The 22,624-nt window shown below is 67.8% G+C and carries 18 protein-coding genes; 15 read left to right on the plus strand and 3 right to left on the minus strand.

Annotation, left to right across the window (positions count from 1 at the left end):
• Positions 1–3 precede the first annotated feature (3 nt).
• From tsaE to bktB, 4 genes are all read left to right on the plus strand, one after another.
• Positions 4–561 (plus strand): tRNA (adenosine(37)-N6)-threonylcarbamoyltransferase complex ATPase subunit type 1 TsaE, encoded by a 558-nt coding sequence (tsaE, locus tag CLI93_RS03125; RefSeq protein ID WP_095541148.1) that lies wholly within the window; start codon positions 4–6, stop codon positions 559–561.
• 104 nt (positions 562–665) lie between these two features.
• On the plus strand, positions 666–2,243 hold the full coding sequence (locus tag CLI93_RS03130; protein ID WP_095995688.1) for an N-acetylmuramoyl-L-alanine amidase: 1,578 nt from the start codon (positions 666–668) through the stop codon (positions 2,241–2,243).
• Between the two features lie 260 nt (positions 2,244–2,503).
• A complete protein-coding gene (locus CLI93_RS03135) occupies positions 2,504–3,055 on the plus strand; it encodes a phasin family protein (RefSeq protein WP_095543612.1) in 552 nt (183 codons plus the stop codon).
• 321 nt (positions 3,056–3,376) lie between these two features.
• Positions 3,377–4,561, plus strand: coding sequence for a beta-ketothiolase BktB (gene bktB, locus CLI93_RS03140; RefSeq protein WP_095543613.1), 1,185 nt, complete (start codon positions 3,377–3,379; stop codon positions 4,559–4,561).
• Positions 4,562–4,638: 77 nt separating this feature from the next.
• Here the strand turns inward: bktB and CLI93_RS03145 are convergent, their stop codons facing one another.
• The 3 genes from CLI93_RS03145 to CLI93_RS03155 form a co-directional block, all read right to left on the minus strand.
• A complete protein-coding gene (locus tag CLI93_RS03145; protein ID WP_095543614.1) occupies positions 4,639–7,800 on the minus strand; it encodes an efflux RND transporter permease subunit in 3,162 nt (1,053 codons plus the stop codon).
• Complete coding sequence (locus tag CLI93_RS03150) at positions 7,791–9,164, minus strand: efflux RND transporter periplasmic adaptor subunit (protein WP_172425515.1); 1,374 nt, start codon at positions 9,162–9,164, stop codon at positions 7,791–7,793. Before CLI93_RS03150 ends, CLI93_RS03145 begins: the two co-directional genes overlap by 10 nt.
• Before the next feature lie 126 nt (positions 9,165–9,290).
• On the minus strand, positions 9,291–10,727 hold the full coding sequence (locus tag CLI93_RS03155) for a Glu/Leu/Phe/Val family dehydrogenase (RefSeq protein WP_095543616.1): 1,437 nt from the start codon (positions 10,725–10,727) through the stop codon (positions 9,291–9,293).
• 144 nt (positions 10,728–10,871) lie between these two features.
• On the opposite strand from CLI93_RS03155, the gene CLI93_RS03160 reads away from it, so the two are divergent.
• The 11 genes from CLI93_RS03160 (at position 10,872) to dnaE (ending at position 22,617) form a co-directional block, all read left to right on the plus strand.
• On the plus strand, positions 10,872–11,321 hold the full coding sequence (locus CLI93_RS03160; protein ID WP_095543617.1) for a PACE efflux transporter: 450 nt from the start codon (positions 10,872–10,874) through the stop codon (positions 11,319–11,321).
• Positions 11,322–11,402: 81 nt separating this feature from the next.
• Positions 11,403–14,174 (plus strand): methionine synthase, encoded by a 2,772-nt coding sequence (metH, locus tag CLI93_RS03165; protein WP_095543618.1) that lies wholly within the window; start codon positions 11,403–11,405, stop codon positions 14,172–14,174.
• Positions 14,175–14,262: 88 nt separating this feature from the next.
• Entirely contained in the window at positions 14,263–14,775 is a 513-nt protein-coding gene (locus CLI93_RS03170; protein WP_095543619.1) for a hypothetical protein, read from the plus strand.
• Positions 14,776–14,807: 32 nt separating this feature from the next.
• Positions 14,808–15,326, plus strand: coding sequence for a GbsR/MarR family transcriptional regulator (locus CLI93_RS03175; RefSeq protein WP_095538306.1), 519 nt, complete (start codon positions 14,808–14,810; stop codon positions 15,324–15,326).
• A gap of 25 nt (positions 15,327–15,351) precedes the next feature.
• Positions 15,352–15,867: a type II toxin-antitoxin system RatA family toxin gene (locus CLI93_RS03180; protein WP_095543620.1), complete on the plus strand. Its 516-nt coding sequence runs from the start codon at positions 15,352–15,354 to the stop codon at positions 15,865–15,867.
• 212 nt (positions 15,868–16,079) lie between these two features.
• Complete coding sequence (locus CLI93_RS03185; protein WP_095543622.1) at positions 16,080–16,601, plus strand: thiol-disulfide oxidoreductase DCC family protein; 522 nt, start codon at positions 16,080–16,082, stop codon at positions 16,599–16,601.
• 36 nt (positions 16,602–16,637) lie between these two features.
• Entirely contained in the window at positions 16,638–17,054 is a 417-nt protein-coding gene (locus tag CLI93_RS03190) for a hypothetical protein (RefSeq protein WP_143326476.1), read from the plus strand.
• Positions 17,051–18,064, plus strand: a complete 1,014-nt coding sequence (locus CLI93_RS03195; RefSeq protein ID WP_095995653.1) for an NAD-dependent epimerase/dehydratase family protein — start codon at positions 17,051–17,053, stop codon at positions 18,062–18,064. Before CLI93_RS03190 ends, CLI93_RS03195 begins: the two co-directional genes overlap by 4 nt.
• 1 nt (position 18,065) lies before the next feature.
• Positions 18,066–18,482 carry a DoxX-like family protein gene (locus tag CLI93_RS03200; protein WP_095543696.1) on the plus strand — a complete coding sequence of 139 codons (417 nt, stop codon included), beginning with the start codon at positions 18,066–18,068 and terminating at the stop codon, positions 18,480–18,482.
• Positions 18,479–18,958 (plus strand): DUF2269 family protein, encoded by a 480-nt coding sequence (locus tag CLI93_RS03205; RefSeq protein WP_095543695.1) that lies wholly within the window; start codon positions 18,479–18,481, stop codon positions 18,956–18,958. Before CLI93_RS03200 ends, CLI93_RS03205 begins: the two co-directional genes overlap by 4 nt.
• 47 nt (positions 18,959–19,005) lie before the next feature.
• Positions 19,006–22,617, plus strand: coding sequence for a DNA polymerase III subunit alpha (dnaE, locus tag CLI93_RS03210; protein ID WP_095543694.1), 3,612 nt, complete (start codon positions 19,006–19,008; stop codon positions 22,615–22,617).
• The last annotated feature ends 7 nt before the right edge of the window (positions 22,618–22,624 follow it).

Consider the following 22,624-nt stretch of genomic DNA (forward strand, 5'->3'; position numbering starts at 1 on the left):
TCCATGCCCGCCAGCGTCCCAACCACTGCGGCCCTGCCCGCCTCCGAACAGCCGCCTACTGCCACCGCGCTGGCCCAAGCCAGCATCGCACTGGCCGACGAGGCCGCCACCGAACGCCTGGCCCAAACCCTGGCCGCGCAGGGCCAGGCGCTGGCACAAGTCAGCATCCACCTCTATGGCGCGCTGGGCGCGGGCAAGACCAGTTGGGTGCGCCACCTGCTGCGTGCGCTGGGCGTGCGAGGCCGCATCAAAAGCCCGACCTACGCGCTGCTGGAGAGCTACGCCCTCGACCACCCCCCTGAGCAGGTGCATCATTTCGACCTGTATCGCCTCGAAACCCCGCAAGAATGGCTGGACTCGGGCTTGCTGGAAACCGTGCAAGGCGCCGGGCTGAAACTGATCGAGTGGCCGCAAAAGGCTGGCGACGCACTGCCGCTGCCCGACTTGGCACTGCATCTGCAATTCGTGCCGCAGCAGCCACAGCAGCGGCAACTGGCGCTACTGGCCTACAGCCCAGCCGGCCAGGCATTGGCGAAAAATATGCTTCAATGCGCGCTATGAGCCCACCGACCCCGCCTGCGCCCGCCGCCGCCCGCGCCGAAGCCGCCGCCACGCTCCCCCCCGCACCGAATCACGCCCTGCCCCTGGTTGCCAGCCCGGCCCCCATGCCGGTTGCGCCCCAGGCGCAACCTCCTGCAGCGGCGCCTCGGCGCTGGGACCGCCGCAGCCTGCTGCGCGCCGGCGCCCTGCTGTGCACACTGGGGGTGGAACACGTGGCCTTTGCCCAGATCAGCCAGCGCCACTACCCGCAAACGGCCGCCAAGGGCAACAAGAAAGGCATCGTCGCGCTGCGCATCTGGCCTGCGCCCGAGTATTCGCGCGTGACCATCGAGTCGGATCAAAAGCTCGAGGCCCAGCACGACCTGGTCGCCAACCCGCCGCGCCTGTACGTGGACATCAAGAATCTGCGCCTGGGGCCGGAGCTGCGCAACATGGAAACGCGCGTGAAGTCCGACGACCCGAACATCGCCGCCATCCGCATTGCCCAGCATTCGCCCACCGTGGTGCGCATGGTGATCGACCTCAAGCAGCGAGTGCGCCCAGAGGTGTTCACCCTCAAGCCCATTGCGCCTTATCGGCACCGGCTGGTCTTCGACCTGTACCCGCTGCAACGGGTCGATCCCATGGCCCAGCTCATCGACGAGCGCCTGCGCACCCTGGCGCAAGCGCCCAGCGTCGAAGCGCCGCCAACACCTGTGATAACGCCTGCGCCAACGCCAACCCCTACTCCAGCCCCAAAGCCAGCGCCCGGGCCAGATGCGCTGGACGAGTGGTTTGGCCAGCATGGCTCGCGCCCACCAGCGCCAGCCCCCAGGCCTGCCCCGGCCCCCGCGCCTGCGCCGCGCCCGGTGCCGCCGCCAGCTCCTCGGCCCAGCCCAGCGCCCGCGCCACGCCCGCCCGCGCCACGCCCGCCCGCGCCGCCGCCCGTCTCCAGCCCGCCAGCCACGCGCCAGCAAACCGACCGCATTTACATCGTGGCGCTGGACCCTGGCCACGGCGGCGAAGACCCGGGCGCCATCGGCCCGGCCCGCAGCTATGAAAAACACGTTGTGCTCGCCATTGCCCTGCAAGTGCGCGAGCGCATCAACCGGCTGCGCGTCAACGGCGTGCCACTGCAGGCCTACATGACGCGCGACCGGGACTTCTTCGTGCCGCTGGCCTCGCGCGTCGAACGCGCGCGGCGCGTGCAGGCCGACCTGTTCGTCAGCATCCATGCCGACGCCGCGCTCAACCGACGCGCGCGCGGCTCCAGCGTCTATGCCCTCAGCCAGCGCGGCGCCACCAGCACCGCCGCGCGCATGTTGGCCGCGCACGAAAACAAGGCCGATGCCGTGGGCGGGCTGAATATCCATGCGCGCGACCGCCAAGTGCAAAGCATGCTGGCCGACATGAGCACCTCGGCACAAATCCGCGACAGCCTGGTGCTCGGGCGCTACATGGCAGCCCAGCTCGCCCAATTCGCCCACATGCACAAGCGCAGCGTCGAACAGGCCAACTTCGCCGTACTGCGCTCGCCCGACACGCCCAGCGTGCTGATCGAGACCGGCTTCATCAGCAACCCGGATGAGGAGCGCCTGCTCAACTCCCCGCAATACCAGGCCCGCATTGCCGACGCCATCGCCGCCGGCGTCGTGACCTACCTGCGCAACCACCCGCCGCTGGCGCGCGTGCGCCGCCTATAGGTCCAGCACGATGTGCGCCTGAAACACCTTTGATACATTTAGTATCGATTAATTTGCTGCACCGCAGCAAAACCGCTTGCCATCCTTGCGCAGCAGCCGCATAATCACGGCCATGCTGCATCGCACAATGAGTTCTCGCCCACGGTGGCCAGGCTCGCATGTGCCCACGCTTGAGGCCACACACAAGTATTCCAACGCCCAGCGTCCGTGCCAGCACCGTTCCTTATCAACCCTCGTCAACTATTCATCGGGAGAGAAAAATGGCACTGACCCCTGAGCAAATCCTGGCAGCCCACAAGGCCAACATCGAGCAGCTGTTCGGCCTGACCAACAAGGCCTTTGAAAGCGTGGAGAAGCTCATCGAGCTGAACGTCAAGGTCTCGCGCGAAGCCCTGAACGACGCCGCCAAGCACAGCCAAGCCGTGCTGTCCATCAAGGATGCTCAGGAACTGGCCGCCCTGCAATCGAGCATCTTCCAGCCTCTGGCTGAGAAAGTCTCCAACTACAGCCGTCAGCTGTACGAAATCGCTTCGGAAAGCGGCCAGGAAATCAACCGCCTGGTGGAAGAGCGCACTGCCGAAGCCCAGCAGGCCGTGAACAATCTGGTCGAAAGCGCCGCCAAGAACGCCCCTGTCGGCACGGAAGCCTCCGTGGCCGTGGTGCGCAGCGCCATCTCGGCAGCCAACAACGCCTTTGAATCGGTGCAGAAAACCGTCAAGCAGGCTTCTGACGTGGCCCAGGCCAACTTCAACGCCGTGACCGAAAGCGCCACCAACGCCGCCAAGTCGGCCGCTTCGCGCCGCCGCTCGTAATCCTTTTGGTGCATGCGCTCTGGCCTCAGGCCGGGCGCTCACCTACAAGTTGTCTCCTTGGATCCTTTCGAAACCATTTTCATGGATCCCTTCAGCCCGGCCCCGTGCCGGGCTTTTTTTGCCCCGCCTATGGCCCAGCCGGCCCGCGCGGCGGCGCCCTGCATGAAAACCCGCGCAGCATCTCTGGCTTTTCGTGTCATCATCGCAGGCTGAACCGATGCGCATGCAGCGGATCGTTGCGGGCCTTCTGCACACACTGCCCATGTGGCACACGCCAAGCAAGGCCGCGCTGTTTTTCAACCTCAAGCAAAGGAATACACAATGAGTCGTGAAGTCGTGGTCGTCAGTGCCGTGCGCACTGCCATCGGTACCTATGGCGGCAGCCTCAAGGACATGCCGCCCACCGCGCTGGGGGCGCTGGTGCTCAAGGAGTCGCTCAAGCGTGCGCAGCTCGAAGGCAAGGACGTGGGCCATGTGGTGTTCGGCCACGTCGTCAATACCGAGCCGCGCGACATGTACCTCTCGCGCGTGGCCGCCATCGAAGGCGGCTGCCCTATTGAGACGCCAGCCTTCAACGTCAACCGCCTGTGCGGCTCGGGCCTGCAGGCCATTGTCTCGGCCAGCCAGAGCATTCTGCTGGGCGATGCCGACGTGGCCATTGGCGCTGGCGCCGAGAGCATGAGCCGCGCGCCCTACGCCAGCCTCAACACCCGCTGGGGCGCGCGCATGGGCGACGTGAGCCTGGTGGACATGATGGTCGGCGCGCTGCACGACCCGTTCAACACCGTCCACATGGGCGTGACGGCCGAGAACATCGCCGCCAAGTGGGGCATCAGCCGTGAGGATCAGGATCAGCTGGCGCTGGAGAGCCACCAGCGCGCCGAGCGCGCCACCGCCGGCGGCTACTTCAAGGACCAGATCGTGCCCGTGAGCATCAAGACCCGCAAGGGCGAGGTGGTGTTCGACACCGACGAGCACTTCCGCGCCGGCGCCAAGCTGGAGGACTTCGGCAAGCTCAAGCCGGTGTTCGTCAAGGAAAACGGCAGCGTCACGGCCGGCAATGCCTCGGGCCTGAACGACGCCGCCGCCGCCGTGGTGCTGATGGAGGCCAAGGCCGCCCAGAGCAAGGGCCTCAAGCCCATGGCGCGCCTGGTGGCCTATGCGCACGCCGGCGTGGAACCGCTGTACATGGGCATCGGCCCGGTGCCCGCCTCCAAGCTGGCGCTGCAAAAAGCCGGCCTGAGCATTGACGACCTGGACGTGATCGAGGCCAACGAGGCCTTTGCCGCCCAGGCCTGCGCCGTCACGCGCGATCTGGGCCTGGATCCGGCCAAGGTCAACCCCAACGGCTCGGGCATCTCGCTGGGCCACCCCATCGGCGCCACCGGCGCGCTGATCACCGTCAAGGCCCTGCACGAGCTGCAGCGCATCAACGGTCGCTATGCGCTGGTGACGATGTGCATCGGCGGCGGTCAGGGCATTGCCGCCATCTTCGAGCGCATGTGATCTGACAGCCTACGCCCTGGCCAATTCAGGGCGCACCACAGCCAAGCCACGCAGCCGCCAGGCCCGCGTGGCTTTTTTCATGCCCGCGCGCCTGGTACCCGACGACGCGCCAGCAGCAAATAGACCGTGGGCACCAGCAGCAGCGTCAGCAGCGTGCCCAGGCCCATGCCACCGACGATGACCCAACCGATCTGGCGGCGGCTTTCAGCCCCGGCGCCGCTGGCCAGGGCCAGTGGCAGTGCGCCCAGCACCATCGCCGCCGTGGTCATCAGGATGGGGCGCAGGCGCTGCACGGCGGCAGTGCGCGTGGCCTTCGCCAGCGCCATGCCCTGCTGGCGCATCTGGTTGGCAAACTCAACGATCAGGATGCCGTGCTTGGTGATCAGCCCGACCAGCGTGATCAGCCCGATCTGCGAATAGACGTTGAACGTGCCGCCGCTGAGCCACAGGGCCAGCAGCGCGCCCACCATGGACAAAGGCACCGAGACCATGATGACCAGCGGATCGACGAAGCTTTCGAACTGCGCCGCCAGCACCAGGTAGATGAACAGCAGCGCCAGCGCAAAGACCAGCGTCAGCGCTCCCTGGGCGCTGCGGTACTCGCGCGATGCGCCGCTCAAAGCCGTGGCATAGCCTTGGCCAGCCGGCAGCGTGCGCTCGGCCAGCTCATCCATAAAGTCCAGCGCCTGGCCCAGCGTGTGGCCTGGCGCGATGCGAGCGGTCAGCGTGGCCGAGCGGCGCTGGCCGAAGTGGTTGAGCTCGCGCGGCGCGGTGCCCTCATCGATGCGCAGCAGTGCCGACAGCGGCACCAGCGCGCCCTGGGCGCTGCGCACCTGAATGCGGCCGATTTGCTCTGGCGTGGCGCGCGCCGGCGCCGCCAGCTGCACCCAAACGTCGTACTGCTCGGCGCCTTTCTTGTAACGCGTGACGATACGCCCGCCCAGCAGGCTCTCCAATGTGCGCGCCACCGTGGCTGGCTGCACGCCCAGGTCGGCCGCGCGCTCGCGATCGACTTCGATGCGCAGCTGCGGCGCACTCAGGCGCAGATCCACGTCCGGGCTGTCGATGGCCGGGTGCTCGCGCATGGCCTGCATGAACTGCTGCACGATCTCATGCAGCTGCTCGTAGCTGCCGGTGGTCTGGATCACATACTGCAGCGGTCGGCTGCTAAAGCCCATGCCCAGCGGCGGCGGCGTGTTCAGAAAGCTGAACACGCCCGGCACCTCGCGCATGTCCTGCCCGACCTGCGCGGCCAGCGCCTCGATGCCGCGCTCGCGCTCGCTCCAGTCCACAGTGCGCACGATCAGCGTGCCGTTTTGCACCGTGGGGTTGCCGACGCTGGCGAAAACGCGATCGAACTCCGGGTGGCGCCGCACCAGCTCCTCGGCCTCGCGCACATAGCGGTCGGTGTAGTCCAGCGAAGCGCCATCGGGCGCGCTCATGCGCACCTGCAGCGTGCCGCGATCTTCCATTGGCGCCAGCTCGGCCGGCAGGCGCGGATACAGCCAGGCCAGTGCCAGACCGCAGCCGAGCATGGCCAGCAACACGGCCATGCGCCCGGCCCAGACTGGTCGCTGCGCCGCTGCAGCCAACAAGGTTGATGAGGCCGGTGGCGGCGCGAGCGCTGTCTCTTTCGCGGCGGCCGGAGCCTGCCCGGCCGCCTCGGCGCGTGTGCGCACCGTCCAGCCCAGCACGCTTGCATAGCCGCGCTCCAGCCCGCGCAGCGCCCGCTGCACGGCCTGCGCCCAGCGCCCGGCCTGGGCATGGGGGCGCAACAGCAGCGCGCACAGCATGGGCGAGAGCGTCAGCGCCACAAAGCCCGAGACCAGCACGGTCCCGGCCAGCGTGAGCGCGAACTCGGCAAACAGCCGCCCGGTGCGCCCTGGCGTGAAGGCCAGCGGCGCATAGACGGCCGCCAGCGTCAGCGTCATGGCGACGATGGCAAAGCCGATCTCGCGCGCGCCCGCGATGGCGGCCTCAAAGGGCCGCTGCCCGGCCTCAATGTGGCGGTGGATGTTCTCCAGCATGACGATGGCGTCGTCCACCACCAGGCCAATGGCCAGCACCATGGCCAGCAGCGTCAGCGTATTGATCGAAAAGCCCGCCAGCGCCATCAGCGCAAAGGTGCCGATCAGGCTGATGGGGATGGTGACGATGGGCACCAGCGCCGCGCGCAGCGAGCCCAGAAAGACCACGATGACCAGCACCACCAGCAGCACAGCCTCGGCGATGGTGGCGTACACGCTGGCGATGGAGCGCTCGATGAACACCGCGTTGTCGTTGGCGATGGTGACCTGCACATCGCCGGGCAGCTCGGCGCGCAGGCGCTGCAGCGCCTGGCGAATGCCTGCGGCCACCTCCAGCGGATTGGCCGTGGCCTGGCGCACGATGCCCATGGAGACGGCCTCTTGCCCATTGAAGCGCACGCGGCTGCGCAGGCTGGCCGGCCCTTCCTCGACCTGGGCCACGTCGCCCAGGCGCAGCTTCAGGCCCGCGCCATGGCGCAGCACGATGTCGGCAAACTGGCTGGGCGTGGCCAGCTCGGTGTGCGAGACGACGTTCAGCTCGCGCTCGTGCGATTCGATGCGCCCTGCGGGCAGCTCCAGATTGCTGGCGCGGATGGCGCTCTCGATCTCTTCAACCGTCAGCCCGTGCGCGGCCATGCGCTCGGGCTGCAGCGCGACGCGCATGGCATAACGGCGCTCGCCAAAAATGGGCGTGTCTGCCACGCCCGGCACGGTTTGCAGCAATGGGCGCGCAATGCGCAGCATCAGCTCGTTGATCTCCAGCGGGCTGCGCTGCGCCGAGCTGAAGGCCAGCCAGATCACCGGCGTGGCATCGGCCTCGACCTTGGCCACGACCGGCTCGTCAATCTCCGCCGGCAGGCGGGCGCGCACGCGCGCGACGCGGTCGCGCACCTCGGCGGCGGCGTTGTCCGGATCCTTCTCCAGCACGAAGCGCACGGTAATCTGCGCCTGCCCAGCGCGGCTGATGGAGCTGATCACATCCACGCCTTCGATGCCTGCGATCGAGTCCTCCAGCGGCTTGGCCAGACGCGACTCCACCACTGCTGCTGAAGCGCCGCTGTAGCTGGCGCGCACCGTCACCACCGGCTCGTCGATGCGCGGGTATTCGCGCACCGTGAGCGTGAAAAAGCACACCAGCCCCACCAGCACCAGCAGCAGCGACATCACCGTCGCCAGCACTGGCCGGCGCACCGACAGCTCGCTCAGGCCCATGGCACACCCCGCATGGCACTGCGGCGCAGCGGCTGCCCAGGCGCGGGCGCTGCACTGAGCGTTGCACCGGATACGGCGGCGCCCTGGCCCGCCTCGGGGCTGGGGCCGGCATGGGGGCTGGGGGTGGCGTGATCGGGCAACGGCGGCGGCTCAGGCTCGGCCCAGCGGATGCGCACGCGCTGGCCCGAGCGGTTGGCACGGTGCTGGCCGGCCACCATCACCACATCGCCCACGGCCAGGCCCTCACCCCGCACCTCCACCCAGCCGGGCAGGCGCTGGCCCAACTGCACCGGCAGGCGTTCGGTGCGAAACACCGTCTGCGGCGGCCAACCCAGGCGGCCATCGCCCTGCGGCGTGGGCGCCTGGGCCTGCCAGGGCTGCACCCGGATCAGCGCTGGCCCCTGGGCGTTGCTCAGCACAGCCTGCTCTGGCACCAGCACGGCCTGGGCGCGCTCTTGCAGCACCAGCTCCACCTGGGCCGACATGCCCGGGCGCAGCTGCCGACCAGGGTTGGGCAAGCGCGCACGCAGGGCCAGCGCACGCTCTTGCGCATCGACCAGCGGGTCGATGGCCTGCACCGTGGCCTGGCGCTGCACGCCGGGCAGCGCGTCAAAGCGCAGCTGCACGGCCTGGCCTACGGCCAGTTGCGCGGCCACGCGCTCGGGCAGGCGGAAGTCCACCAGCAGTACATCCAAATCCTGCAGCTGCAGCACCACCTCGCCTTCGCGCACGTAGTCGCCCACGTGCACATCGGCCAGGCCGGCCACTGCGTCGAACGGCGCCTGAATGCGCAGGCGCTCGAGCTGGGCCTGGGCCAGGTCGCGCCGCGCCTGGGCGATCTGCAGCTTGGCCGCGCTTTCTTCGAGCGCGGCGCGGCTGATGAAGCCGCGCTGCACCAGCTCGCGGCTGCGGCCGTGGTTGGCGCGGGCCAGCTCCAGCTCGGCCTGGGCCTGCTGCCAATGGGCGCGCTCGAGCCGATCGTCCAGCTGCAGCAGCAACTGGCCCTTGCGCACCGGCTGGCCTTCACGGAAGTGGATGGCGCGTACCCGACCGCTGGCTTGCGGGCGCAGCGCACTGCTCTGGCGCGCGCGCAGCGTGCCAGTGGCCTGCACCACATCGCGCAGCGGCCGGCCAATGGCCTGGGCCACCTCGATCAGGGCCGGTGCGCTGGCCGATGCACTTGCAGGCGCACTGGCAGGCGCATTGGCCTGCAGCACAGCGCCGCCCCCCTGCCCTTGCGCTGCGTTGCCAGCGGCCTGCCAGCCCAGGGTGCGCGCCAGCAGCGCCTGCCCCTGGGGGCGCTGCAACCACCAGGCAAGCAGCAGCGCCAGAAATAGAACGATCAGCAACAAGGTTTTGCGCAACAAAGGCCGCATGGCACACCGACAAGGCGAGAAAACAAAGCAAACCTCTGCAGCACTCAGCGGCCAGCGCTGAGTGCTGCAGAGGTTCTCGAACAAAGCCCAAGCCCGCGCGACGGCGGGCGACGCTCAAGGATACAGGCCGCGCAGCTCGCGGGCGAGCAGGATGCGCGAGCAGGCCACGATGAAGGTGGCCGTGCGCAGGTTGACCTGGTGCTGCTGCGCCACCTGCCAGACGGCGTGGAAGGCGTCCTTCATGATCTTGACCAGGCGCTGGTTGATCTCGTCCTCGGTCCAGAAGAAGCTGGAGAAGTCCTGCACCCACTCGAAGTAGCTCACCGTCACGCCGCCGGCGTTGGCAATCACGTCGGGCAGCACCAGCACGCCCTTGTCATCCAGGATGTCATCGGCGCCGGGCGTGGTCGGGCCGTTGGCGCCCTCGATCACCATGCGCGCCTTGATGCGCGGCGCATTGTCCTCGGTGATCTGCCCTTCCAGCGCCGCCGGGATGAGGATGTCGCAGTCCACGCCCCAGAACTCCTCGCCGCTGAGCTTGTCGGCCTTCTTGAAGCCGCCTACGCCGCCGCTGTCGCGCACATGCGCCAGCAAGGCCTCGACATCCAGCCCGCTGGCGCGGTAGAGCGAGCCTGTGTGGTCCTGCACGGCGACGATCTTGGCACCCGCCTCGGCAAACAGGCGCGCGGCTGTGCCGCCCACATTGCCCAGGCCCTGCACGGCCACGCGCGCGCCTTCGATGTCCAGGCCGATGAGCCGGGCCGCCTCGACGCCAACGGTGAACACGCCGCGCCCGGTGGCCTCACGCCGCCCCAGTGAGCCGCCAATCTCCACCGGCTTGCCGGTGACCACGCCCGTGGCCGTGGCGCCGATGTTCATGGAGTAGGTGTCCATCATCCAGGCCATGGTGCGCTCGTTGGTGTTCACGTCCGGCGCGGGGATGTCCTTGTTCGGGCCGATGATCAGGCCGATCTCGCTGGTGTAGCGGCGCGCCACGCGCTCGAGCTCGGCCTGCGAATACTTGCGTGGATCGATGCGGATGCCGCCCTTGGCGCCGCCATAAGGCACGTTCACCGCAGCGTTCTTGATCGACATCCAGGCCGACAGCGCCATGACTTCGGAGAGCGTCACATCCTGATGAAAGCGCACGCCGCCCTTGCCCGGCCCGCGCGAGAGGTTGTGCTGCACGCGATAGCCCTCGAAATGCGCCACCGAGCCATCATCGAGCTCGATGGGAACGTCCACAATCAGCGAGCGCTTGGGGTGCTTGAGCGTCTCGACCCACTTGGCCAGATGGCCCAGGTAGGGCGTGACGCGATCGACCTGCTTCAGGTAAATGCCCCAAGGCCCCAGGTGGGCCGGATCCAAATACGAGGGCAGCGCATGCTGCTGCGACAGTGGCGACGACGGCGCTGCCGCCGGCTTGGCGCCCTGGCCCTTGGCGGCCTTGGCAGCGTGTTTCGCCTCGCGCTTGGCGCGGCCTTTGGCGTCCTTGTCCTTTTTCTTCGCGGCATCCTTGGCTGCCGACTTGTTCTTGCCAGAAGGGGGCATATTGATCTCCTTACCTCTACACATAGTCAACGCAACGGCCGGCAGCATAAGCGCGGCGTCAGGCCTTGTCCATGCCGCCGGCGCGCAAAGCCCAGCCAATGGCGCTACAGTCTCGCCCTTTGCCGACCGCACCGACTCGCCGCCATGAAACTCCAGGGCAAACGCCGCCGCATCGTCTATGTGCTGATCTACGAGGCCATCGCCATTGCCGTCTCCAGCTGGGGGCTGGCGCTGCTGAGCAGCAGCGGCATGCAGCGTGCGCTGCTGGCGGCCGTGGCGGCATCGGCCACCGCCGTGACCTGGAACTACATCTTCAATACCTTCTTCGAACGCTGGGAGGCGCACCAACCCACCCGGGGCCGCAGCATTCGGCGCCGCCTGGCCCACGCCCTGGGCTTCGAAGGCGGACTGATCTTCTTCCTGGTGCCGCTGCTGGCCTGGCTGCTGGGCGTGAGCCTGTGGCAGGCTTTCGTGATGGACTTTGGTCTGATGCTGTTCTTTCTCATCTACACCTTCGTCTTCACCTGGTGCTTTGACCGCATCTTCGGCCTGCCCGCAGCCGCCCAGTCGCCTCAGGGTGCGCAGGCGCGCTGAGCCAGTCAGCGCCCAACCGCCAGGCGGCGCGCTGGCACAATTGCGGGCTTTCCCGCATCCCCCCACTTTGACAGGCCCTTCATGACTGCCGCATCCCCTGCCGCATCTTCTGCCACGCCCCCTGCCCTGCCGCCGCTGCGCCTGGCGGGGCTGGAGCCTTTGACCATCGACGAGGGCACGCTGTTCGTCAACATTGGCGAGCGCACCAACGTCACCGGCTCCAAGGCGTTTGCGCGCATGATTCTCAACGGCCAGTATGAAGAAGCCCTGGCCGTGGCGCGCCAGCAGGTGGACAACGGCGCGCAAATCATCGACGTGAACATGGACGAGGCCATGCTGGACTCCAAGGCGGCGATGGTCCGCTTTCTGAACCTGATTGCCAGCGAGCCAGACATTGCGCGCGTGCCCATCATGGTCGACTCCTCCAAGTGGGAGGTGATCGAGGCCGGGCTGCGCTGCATCCAGGGCAAGGGCGTGGTCAACTCCATCTCGATGAAGGAGGGGGTGGAGGAGTTCAAGCGCCAGGCCACGCTCATCAAGCACTACGGCGCGGCGGCCGTGGTGATGGCCTTTGACGAGAAGGGCCAGGCCGACACTTTCGCGCGCAAGATCGAAATCTGCGAGCGCGCCTATCGCATCCTGGTCGATGAGGTGGGCTTCCCGCCCGAGGACATCATCTTCGACCCCAACATCTTCGCCGTGGCCACCGGCATCGAGGAGCACGACAACTACGCCGTGGAGTTCATCGAGGCCACGCGCTGGATCAAGCAAAACCTGCCGGGCGCAAAAGTCTCGGGCGGGGTGAGCAACGTCTCCTTCAGCTTTCGCGGCAACGACCCGGTGCGCGAGGCCATCCACACCGTGTTCCTCTACCACGCCATTGCGGCGGGCATGGACATGGGCATCGTCAACGCCGGCATGATTGGCGTGTACGACGACCTGGAGCCGACCTTGCGCGAGCGCGTGGAGGACGTGATCCTCAACCGCCGCCCCGATGCGGGCGAGCGCCTGGTGGAAATTGCCGAAAGCGCCAAGGGCCAGGCCAAGGACGAGAGCAAAAAGCTCGAATGGCGCGGCACGCCAGAACACCCCGTGCCGGTGGAAAAGCGCCTGGCGCATGCGCTGGTGCAGGGCATCACCGACTTCATCGTGCAGGACACGGAAGAGGCCTGGCAGGCCATTCGCGCCAAAGGCGGGCGGCCGCTGCACGTCATCGAAGGGCCGCTGATGGACGGCATGAACATCGTGGGCGACCTGTTCGGCCAGGGCAAGATGTTTTTGCCGCAGGTGGTCAAATCCGCGCGCGTGATGAAGCAGGCCGTGGCCCACCTGGTGCCCTACATCGAGGAGGAAAAGCGCCAGCTCCAGGCCAGCGGCGCGCAGGTCAAGAGCAACGGCAAGATCGTCATGGCCACCGTCAAGGGCGACGTGCACGACATTGGCAAGAACATCGTCTCCGTCGTGCTCGAATGCAACAACTTTGAAGTGGTCAACATGGGCGTGATGGTGCCCTGCCACGAAATCCTCGCCAAGGCCAAGGAAGAAGGCGCGGACATCATCGGCCTCTCCGGCCTGATCACCCCCAGCCTGGAGGAAATGCAGTACGTGGCCGGGGAGATGCAAAAGGACAACTGGTTCAAGGAGCGCGGCATCCCGCTGCTCATCGGCGGCGCCACCACCAGCCGCGTGCACACCGCCGTGAAGATCGCGCCGCACTACGAAGGCCCGGTCGTCTACGTGCCCGATGCCTCGCGCAGCGTGGGCATTGCGCAAAACCTGCTGGGCGAAGGCGCCAGCGCCTTCATCGCCGAGACCCAGGCCGATTACGAGCACGTGCGCCAATTGCACGCCAACAAAAAGCCCGCCGCGCTCTGGCCGCTGGACAAGGCGCGCGCCAACGCCACCCCCATCGACTGGAGCGCCTGGCGCCCCGCCACGCCGCGCGCGCTGGGGCGGCGCGTATTCCACAACATCGATTTGCGCGAGCTGGAGCGCTTCATCGACTGGGGGCCGTTCTTCCAGACCTGGGATCTGGCCGGCCCCTTCCCCGCCATCCTGGACGACGAAATCGTCGGCGTCGAGGCGCGGCGCGTCTATGCCGATGGCCAGGCCATGCTGCGCAAGATCATCGACGGGCGCTGGCTCAAGGCCAGCGGCGTGATGGGCCTGTACCCGGCCAACAGCGTGGGCGACGACATCGTTTTCTACCGCGACGAAGCCCGCACCCAGCCGCTGATGACCTGGTGGGGCCTGCGCCAGCAAGCGCCCAAGCAGGCCGTGGGCGGCGTCATGCGCCCCAGCCGCTGCCTGGCCGATTTCGTCGCGCCCCAAAGCAGCGGCATTGCCGACTACGCCGGCATGTTCGCCGTCACCGCCGGGCTGGACATCGAGAAAAAAGAAAAGGAATTCGAGCGCGCGCTGGACGACTACTCGGCCATCATGCTCAAGGCCCTGGCCGACCGCCTGGCCGAAGCCTTTGCCGAATACCTGCACTGGCGCGTGCGCACCGACCTGTGGGGCTACGCTGCGCAGGAGGCGCTCTCCAACGAGGAGCTGATCGCCGAGAAATACCAGGGCATCCGCCCCGCGCCCGGCTACCCCGCCTGCCCCGACCACAGCGCCAAAATCGCCTTGTTCGAGACCCTGCGCACCGACGAAATCGGCATGCGCCTGACCGAAAGCCTGGCCATGTGGCCCGCCTCCAGCGTCAGCGGCTTCTACATCGCCCACCCCGAGAGCAGCTACTTCACCCTGGGCAAGATCGGCCAGGACCAACTGCAAGACATGGCCCAGCGCCGCGCCATGCCCGAGGACGAACTGCGCCGCCTGCTCGCGCCCGTGCTGGAGCATTGAGCGCTGGCAGGGCGCTGGGCGCGCCGCGCTCAAGCAGGTTCACTTTCCCGCCATCGCCCATCGCCATCGCCCATGACAGGAAGCCGCCATGCACCAGACAACAGACGAACACCGCCCCCTGTGGCCCTGGACACTGGCCGTGCTGCTGGGCATCGTGCTCATCAACGGCGGCCTGTACGCGCTGCGCTGCCCCGCCAGCCCACCCGTTGACTGGGCGCATTGGCGCAATGCCGTGGTCTTTCAGTTGCTGTTTTTGTATGTGCCGTGGCTGCTGCGCACAGTATTTGCCACCATTGAGGAAACAGGCCCGCGCCTGGCTCTGGGCGCGGCCATTGCAAGTGTGTTTCTGATGATCAGCAACCAGGCCGGCGTCGCCTTGCTGTTTTCCGATGCCGTCAACCAACAAAACACCCGCCAGTCCATCGGTTGGGCCTGCTGGAGCGATATGCCTTCTGCGCCCCCGCCAGCCCCCAACAACCCCAGGTGCGACCGCCAGACATTCAGCAAGCAGCCGCACAAGCCGCCCCGCCACGAAAGCGACGCAGAAGCAGCGCCGCAGAGCGGCCGCAACGGAGTTCAGAACAAGAAATTTCTGTATTGACAGAAATTTCAGTTCCTATACATTACCACCCTATGGAACTGACCGATATCGCACGCCGCTTCGTCGTCCACTGGGGCGAAATGGGCTCCGCCTGGGGCGTTAACCGCACGGTGGCGCAAATCCATGCGCTGCTGTTCATCCACGGCCGCCCGCTGCATGCCGAGGCGCTGGCCGAGACCCTGGGCGTGGCGCGCTCGAACGTGAGCAACAGCCTCAAGGAGCTGCAAAACTGGAACCTGATCCGCGTCACCCACGTGCTGGGCGACCGGCGCGATTACTTTGAAACCTCCAGCGACGTGTGGGCGCTGTTTCGCACCATCGTGCGCGAGCGCAAGGAGCGCGAGTTCGACCCCACCACGCGCCTGCTGGCCGAGCTGGTGGCGCGCGAGGACTTTGCCGCCGAGCCACCCGATGCGCAAGACCGCCTGCGCGAAACCCTGCGCTTCATGCAGGCGCTGGGCGCCTGGAGCGAGGAGATGCTGCGCCTGTCGCCCAGCACGCTGGAGAAGGTGCTCAAGCTCGGCGCCAGCGTGCAGAAGCTGGTGCGCTGAACCCTTAACCGACCAGGAGCCGCCCATGCGCATTCAAACCCACATCGACATCGCGGCCAGCGCCGCCACCTGCTTCGATCTGAGCCAGGACTACGCCCTGCGCCCGCTGTGGGACAGCCTGACCCCGCACGCCCGGCCCGCCACCGCAGCCGACGGCACGCGCGTGGCGCACTGCCCGGCCCCGCTGGGCATGGCATTTGACGTGGCTTACGTCAGCTTTCAGCGCCCGCGCGTGGCCGCCTTCCGCCTGCTGCGCGGGCCCTGGCTGTTTGCCGCGCTGGCAGGCAGCTGGCGCTTCGTGCCCGATGGGCCAGAGCGCTGCCGCGTGCACTTCACTTACCACCTGCGCCTGCACCGGGCCGTGGCCTGGCTGCTCACGCCGCTGATGGGCCGCTACGTGCAGCGCCAATCACGCCAGCGCCTGCGCGCGCTCAAACGCCTGGCCGAAAGCCTGGGGCCGCGCAACGGTTGCGAACACAGCGAAAGCTGCGCAAGCCTCGAAAGCCACAAAAACCGAAACGCCCCTTTTTTTGCCCCTTGATTTCACTTTTTTCTGAAATATCCATTTTTTAAAAACAAGGGTTGTTGGGATTGGGTTTGCGAAGCGGTTTTTCGAGGCAAAAGCCGCAGATGCAAGGCGAAAACGCGCGCAAGGTTAGACACCTTGCAAGCGTTTTCAACGCAGCAGCTGTGGAGTTTTGACCGAAAACACCGCCGCAACACTCAATCTCAACAGCCCCTAAGGAGATCACCATGCCCGCCACCTACCCCCTGACGCTGTACTACGACGCCTCCTGCCCGCTGTGCGCAGCGGAGATGCACGCGCTCTTGCAGCGCGACGCGCACGGCCGCCTGCGGCTGGTGGACTGCTCGCCCCCCGGCTTTGACGGCGCGCCCGCCGGCTGCACCCAGGCCGAGCTGATGCGCCTGATGCACGCCCAGACCGCCGACGGCCGCGTGCTGGTGGGCGTGCCCGCGTTCGAGGCCGCCTACGCCGCCGTGGGCCGCCACCGCGTGGCAAGCGCCCTGCGCCATCCGCTGCTGGGCCGGCTGGCCCGCGCGCTCTACCCGCACCTGGCGCGTCACCGCCAGCGCCTGCCCCGCTGGCTGGCGCGCTGGCTGTTCGCGCGCCCCCTGGCACAGCCCCTGCAGGAGGCACAGGCCCACGCCGCCCGCCATGCCAGCCAGCGCTGCGGCCCGGGGGATGCCTGCCGGCTGGATGAAAGCACACCCCATCGCCCATCCAGCAAGCCCAAGCAGCTATTAAAAAAGTAGCAAACCCTTCTTCACCACCTTGACAGGAGCCTTGCCATGACTTCGACTGAGTCCTTGAACCTGACGCTGCTGCTGGCCAACGTGCTCATCGCCCTGCTCGGCCCGCTGGCGGCCGTGCACTACCTGCGCCCCATCCTTGTGCACGTGCTGCGCACACTGTGCGAAGACGGCAGCGCCGCCGAATTCTGGGTGCGCTGCGCCTACCTGCTGGCCCTCAGCGGCAGCCTGATGCTGGCGCTGGCCTTTGGCGACTTCCGCGCCAGCGCCGCACCGGCCGAGGCCCTGCGCCACAGCCTGCTGCTGATGTGCGGCGGCGTGTTCGTCAGCGCGGCCCTGATCGCGCGCGGCGTCTGGCGGCAAGTGGCCGCCCTGCTCGAAGCCCGGCGCCAGGCCGAGGCCCTGGCCCATCTGTGCGACCCCACTCCCCCAATCCATGCCGGAGAAGCTCTATGACCGTCCCAGCCCCCACACCTGCCCCCGCCCCCACCGTGCTGCTGTGCGGCGCCAACGGCTTCATCGGCCGCCACATCGCCCAGGCCCTGCGCCGCGCAGGCTGGCAGGTGCGCGCCGCCAGCCGCCACAGCAGCCCGGCCGTGGATTTCACCCAAGCCAGCACGCCTGCGCATTGGGCGCCGCTGCTGCACGGCGTGCAGGCCGTGGTCAACGCCGTGGGCCTGCTGCGCGACAGCCGCGCACGGCCCATGGCGCTGGTGCACGATGCCGCCCCGCGCGCCCTGTTCGACGCCTGCGCCGCCCACGGCCTGCGCCGCGTGGTGCAGATCTCCGCGCTGGGCATCGCCCACGGTGACACCGCCTACGCCCGCACCAAGCACGCCGCCGACGCCCGCCTGCTGGCGCTGACCGAGGCCGGCCAGCTCGACGGCGCGGTGCTGCGCCCCAGCCTGGTGTTTGGCGCGGGCGGCGAGAGCACGCGCCTGTTCCTGGCGCTGGCGCGCCTGCCCTGGCTGGCCCTGCCGCGCCCGGTGCTGCAAGCGCGCGTGCAGCCCCTGGCCGTGTGGGACCTGGCCGATGCCGTGGCGCGCCTGCTGCCGCCGCCCCTTGGCGCGGCCACGGCCACAAGCGCCACCACTGACTTCACCGCCGACAACATCGCCGACAACATCGCCGACAACACCGCCGCATTCACCGGCCTGGCCGATCTGGCCGGCCCGCAGGCCATGACGCTGGCCGAGTACATCGCCCTGCTGCGCACGCAACTGGGTGCGCTGGATGGCAAAGCGCCCGCCCGCCCCGCCCGCATCTGGCCCCTGCCCCATTGGCTGACCCAAGCCAGCGCGCGCCTGGGCGATGCCCTGCCCTTTTCCCCCTGGTGCAGCCAATCGCTGGCCCTGCTGGCCAGCGACAACGTGGCCGACGCCCACACCCTGCCCGCGCTGCTGGGCCGCCCGGCCACGCCCCCGGCGCGCTTCATCGCGGGCCTGGCCGCATCCGCCGGAGGCTGACATGCCAAACACACCCGCCACACCCGCAACCAGCCGCGCCCCGCATGGCCTCCACGCCCCTGGTGCACTGCGCCTGCTGCGCGCCAGCCTGATCGCCGTGTGCTGGCTCACCGTGGCCGCCAGCCTGATCGAGTGGAACGGCCAAAGCCTGGCGCTGCTGCGCGCCGGTGGCGTGCCGCCGGGGCCGCTGGCGCACGCGCTCATCGGCGGCGGCGTGGCGCTGGACATCGCCCTGGCGCTGGCGCTGACCTGGCGGCCCGGCCGCGCCACCTACGCCCTCACGGCCCTGGCCGTGCTGGGCTTGACGCTGGCCGCCACCGCGCTGCTGCCCGCGCTGTGGCTGCACCCCATCGGCCCGCTGAGCAAGAACCTGCCCATGCTGGCCATTCTTTTCGTCCTCTACCGCAGCGCCCCATGAACAGCTACCTCATCGTCAAATGGCTGCACATCCTCAGCAGCGTGCTCATGGTCGGCACGGGCTTTGGCTCAGCCTTCTACATGTTTTTCGCCAACCGCTCGGGCAACGTGGCCGCGCAGGCCGTGGTCAGCCGCCTGGTGGTGCGCGCCGACACCTGGTTCACCACGCCGGCCGTCATCGTGCAGCCCGTCACCGGCGTGCTGCTGGCCTACTGGGCCGGCTGGCCGCTGAGCACGCCGTGGCTGGCCGCCTCGCTGGCGCTGTACGCGCTGGCCGGCGCCTGCTGGCTGCCCGTGCTGTGGCTGCAACTGCGCATGGCGCGCATGGCCCAGGCCGCCCACGCCAGCGGCAGCGCCCTGCCCCATGAGTACGCACGCCTGGCCCGCTGGTGGGAGGCGCTGGGCTACCCGGCCTTCATCGCCATGGTGCTGGTGTACTGGCTGATGGTGAACAAGCCCGCGCTGTGGGCGACGTGATGCCTTGCTTTTCCGGCAGGCCATGCCCCCTCCTACAATCGCGCCCCATGTTTATTCACCTGCGTTTGCACACTGAGTTTTCCGTCGTCGATGGCACGGCCCGCATTGGCGATGTGGTCGCGCGTGCGGCCAAGGATGGGCAGCCGGCCCTGGCCATCAGCGATTTGAACAATCTGTTTGGCGCCGTCAAGTTCTATACCAAGGCGCGCGGCAAGGGGCTCAAGCCCATTTTGGGCGCAGAGGTGGTGGTGGCCGGGGCGCCTGGCGATGCGCCCACGCGGCTGCTGCTGCTGGTGCAGGACTGGCAGGGCTATTTGAGCCTGAACGCGCTGCTGGCGCTGGCCTGGACGGACAAGCAGCACGCCGCCGCGCAGGCCCAGGGCATGGGGCAGGTGAGCATGGCGCAACTGGAGCAGCACAGCCAGGGGCTGATTGCGCTCTCGGGCGCGCAGCAGGGGGCGGTGGGGCGCAGCTTGCTCAATGGCGATTTCCCGCAGGCGTTCGAGCGGGCGATGGAGCTGGCGCGCATCTTCCCCCGGCGCTTTTACATCGAGCTGCAACGCGCGGGCCGCCGCGATGACGAGCGCTACATCGCCCAGGCCGTGCAGTTGGCGGCCAAGGCGGGGCTGCCGGTGGTGGCCACGCACCCGATCCAGTTTCTTGATGCCGACGAGTTCGAGGCCCATGAGGCGCGCGTGTGCATTGCCGAGGGCGAAATCCTGGGCGATCAAAAGCGCCAGCGCCGCTTCACGCCCGAGCAGCATTTCAAGACCGCCGCGCAAATGCAGGCGCTGTTTGCCGACATCCCCAGCGCCATCGCCAATACGGTGGAGATCGCCAAGCGCTGCAATCTGACGCTGGTGCTGGGCAAGCCGCGCCTGCCCGACTTCCCCATCCCCGAGGGGGAAACCATCGAGAGCTACTTCCGCCAGCAATCGCACGCCGGGCTGGAGCAGCGCCTGGCGCTGCTGTACCCCGATGCCGCCCGGCGGGAAGCCGAGCGCCCTCGTTACGTGCAGCGGCTGGAGTTCGAGCTGGAGACGATCCTGAAAATGGGCTTTCCCGGCTACTTCCTGATCGTGTCGGACTTCATCCAGTGGGCCAAGGCCAACGGCTGCCCGGTGGGGCCGGGGCGCGGCTCGGGCGCGGGCTCGCTGGTGGCCTATGCGCTGTCCATCACCGATCTGGATCCGCTGCAATACAACCTGCTGTTCGAGCGCTTTCTGAACCCGGAGCGGGTGTCCATGCCCGACTTCGACATCGACTTTTGCCAGACCAACCGCGACCGCGTGATCGAGTACGTCAAGCAAAAGTACGGGCGCGAAGCCGTCAGCCAGATCGCCACCTTCGGCACCATGGCCGCGCGCGCGGCCATCCGCGACGTGGGCCGGGTGATGGACATGAGCTACACCTTCTGCGACGGCATCAGCAAGCTCATCCCCAACAAGCCGGGCAAGCCCGTCACCCTGCAATACCCGCCGGAGAACCTCAGCGAGGCCGACAAGGAGAAATACGCCATCGCCGCCGAGCCGCTGCTGGCCGCGCGCATCGAGAACGAGGAGGAAGTCAAATCCCTGATCGAGATGGCGCAAAAGCTCGAAGGGCTGACACGCAACATCGGCATGCACGCCGGCGGCGTGCTGATCGCGCCGGGCAAGCTCACCGATTTCTGCCCGCTGTACCAGCAGCCCGGCAGCGATGCGGCCGTGAGCCAGTACGACAAGGACGACGTGGAGGCCATCGGCCTGGTCAAGTTCGACTTTCTGGGCCTGGCCACGCTCACCATCCTGGAGCTGGCGCGCCAGTTCATCATCGCCCGCCACCCCGGCCAACAGGACTTCGCCTTTGAAAAGCTGCCGCTGGACGACAAGGCCACCTACAAGCTGTTTCAGGAAGGGCGTACCGAGGCTGTGTTCCAGTTCGAAAGCCGCGGCATGCAAGGCATGCTCAAGGAAGCGCGCCCCAGCCGCCTGGAAGACCTCATCGCCCTCAACGCCCTGTACCGCCCCGGCCCGATGGACCTGATCCCCAGCTTCGTGGCGCGCAAGCACGGCAAGGAGGAGGTCGAGTACCCGCACCCACTGGTGGAAAAGGTGCTGAGCGAGACCTACGGCATCATGGTCTATCAGGAGCAGGTGATGCAGACCGCGCAGATCCTGGGCGGCTACAGCCTGGGCGGCGCCGACTTGCTGCGCCGCGCCATGGGCAAGAAAAAGCCCGAGGAAATGGCCAAGCACCGCCTGATCTTCCGCGAGGGCGCGGCCAAGAACGGCATCAGCGAGGCCAAGGCCGACGAAGTCTTCGACTTGATGGAGAAGTTCGCCGGCTACGGCTTCAACAAATCGCACGCCGCCGCCTACTCGCTGCTGGCCTACCACACGGCCTGGCTCAAAGTGCATTACACGGCCGAGTTCTTCTGCGCCAACATGACCATCGAGATGGACGACACGGACAAGCTCAAGGTCTTGCTGGAGGATGCGCAAAAGTTTGGCATCCGCTTCGAGCCGCCGGACGTCAACCACGGCGCTTACCGTTTCGAGCCGGTGTCCAACCGCCTCATCCGCTACGGCCTGGGCGCCGTCAAAGGCACGGGCCAGGCCGCCATCGAAGCCATCATCGCTGCACGCGAAGGCCGGGGCGAGGGCGACAAAGGCCGCCAAAGCGGGCCTTTCAAAAGCCTGTTCGACTTCTGCCTGCGCGTGGACAAGCAAAAGATCAACAAGCGCACGGTCGAGGCGCTGATCAAGGCCGGCGCTTTCGACACCATCCACGCCGATCGCGCTGCGCTGCTGGCCTCGCTGGACATGGCATTCGAATGGGCCGCCACGCAGCTGGCCAACGCCAACCAGGGTGGGCTGTTCGATATGCTGGGCGAAGACGCCGTGGGCGCCAGCGGCCAGGAGCCGCCGCTGCAGGCCACCCTGCCCTGGGGCGTGCGCGAGCAGCTGCTGCACGAGAAAACCGCGCTGGGCTTTTTCCTCTCCGGCCACCTGTTCGACGAATACGAGGCCGAGGTACGCCAGTTCGTGCGCACGCCCGTGGCCGCGCTGGAGGACAGCCGCGAAACGCAGCGCGTGGCCGGCATCGTCAGCGGCCTGCGCAGCGCCAACGGCCCGCGTGGCAAGGTCACCATCTTCACGCTGGACGACAAAAGCGGCGCCATCGAGGCCGTGGCCGACGAGGCGCTGATGGCGCGCTGCGGCCAGCACATCCGCGAAGATGAACTGCTGGTGCTCAACGCCCGCTACCAGCCAGGGCGCAACGGCTTCGAGCCGCGCCTGAACGTGCAAGATGCGCTGGATTTGCCCAGCGCCCGCTGCGCCTTCGGCCGCTGGCTGAAGCTGGACTGGCAGGCGCCTGAGCAGGCGGGCAACGCGCAGCAGCCATTGCAGCAATTGCAGGCCTGGATCCAGGCGCACCAGCCCGCGCCCGACACCCCCGCCGAGCAGCCCCAAACCGGCCATGCCGAGGACGACGAGCCGGAGCGCCCGCGCGGCGTGCGCCTGCGCATCCGCCTGCGCTGCCACGGCGCGCAGGGCCAGCACGCCGCCGCCGAGCTGCTGCTGCCCGAGGCGCAGGCCATCTTCCCCAGCGAGCAGGCCCTGCACGCGCTGCGCGTGCACAACGGCGGCGGCGGCGTGCAAATGATCTATCCATGAAGCGCGC

This window comes from Vandammella animalimorsus (assembly GCF_002288875.1).
Taxonomy (GTDB): Bacteria; Pseudomonadota; Gammaproteobacteria; order Burkholderiales; family Burkholderiaceae_C; genus Lampropedia; species Lampropedia animalimorsus.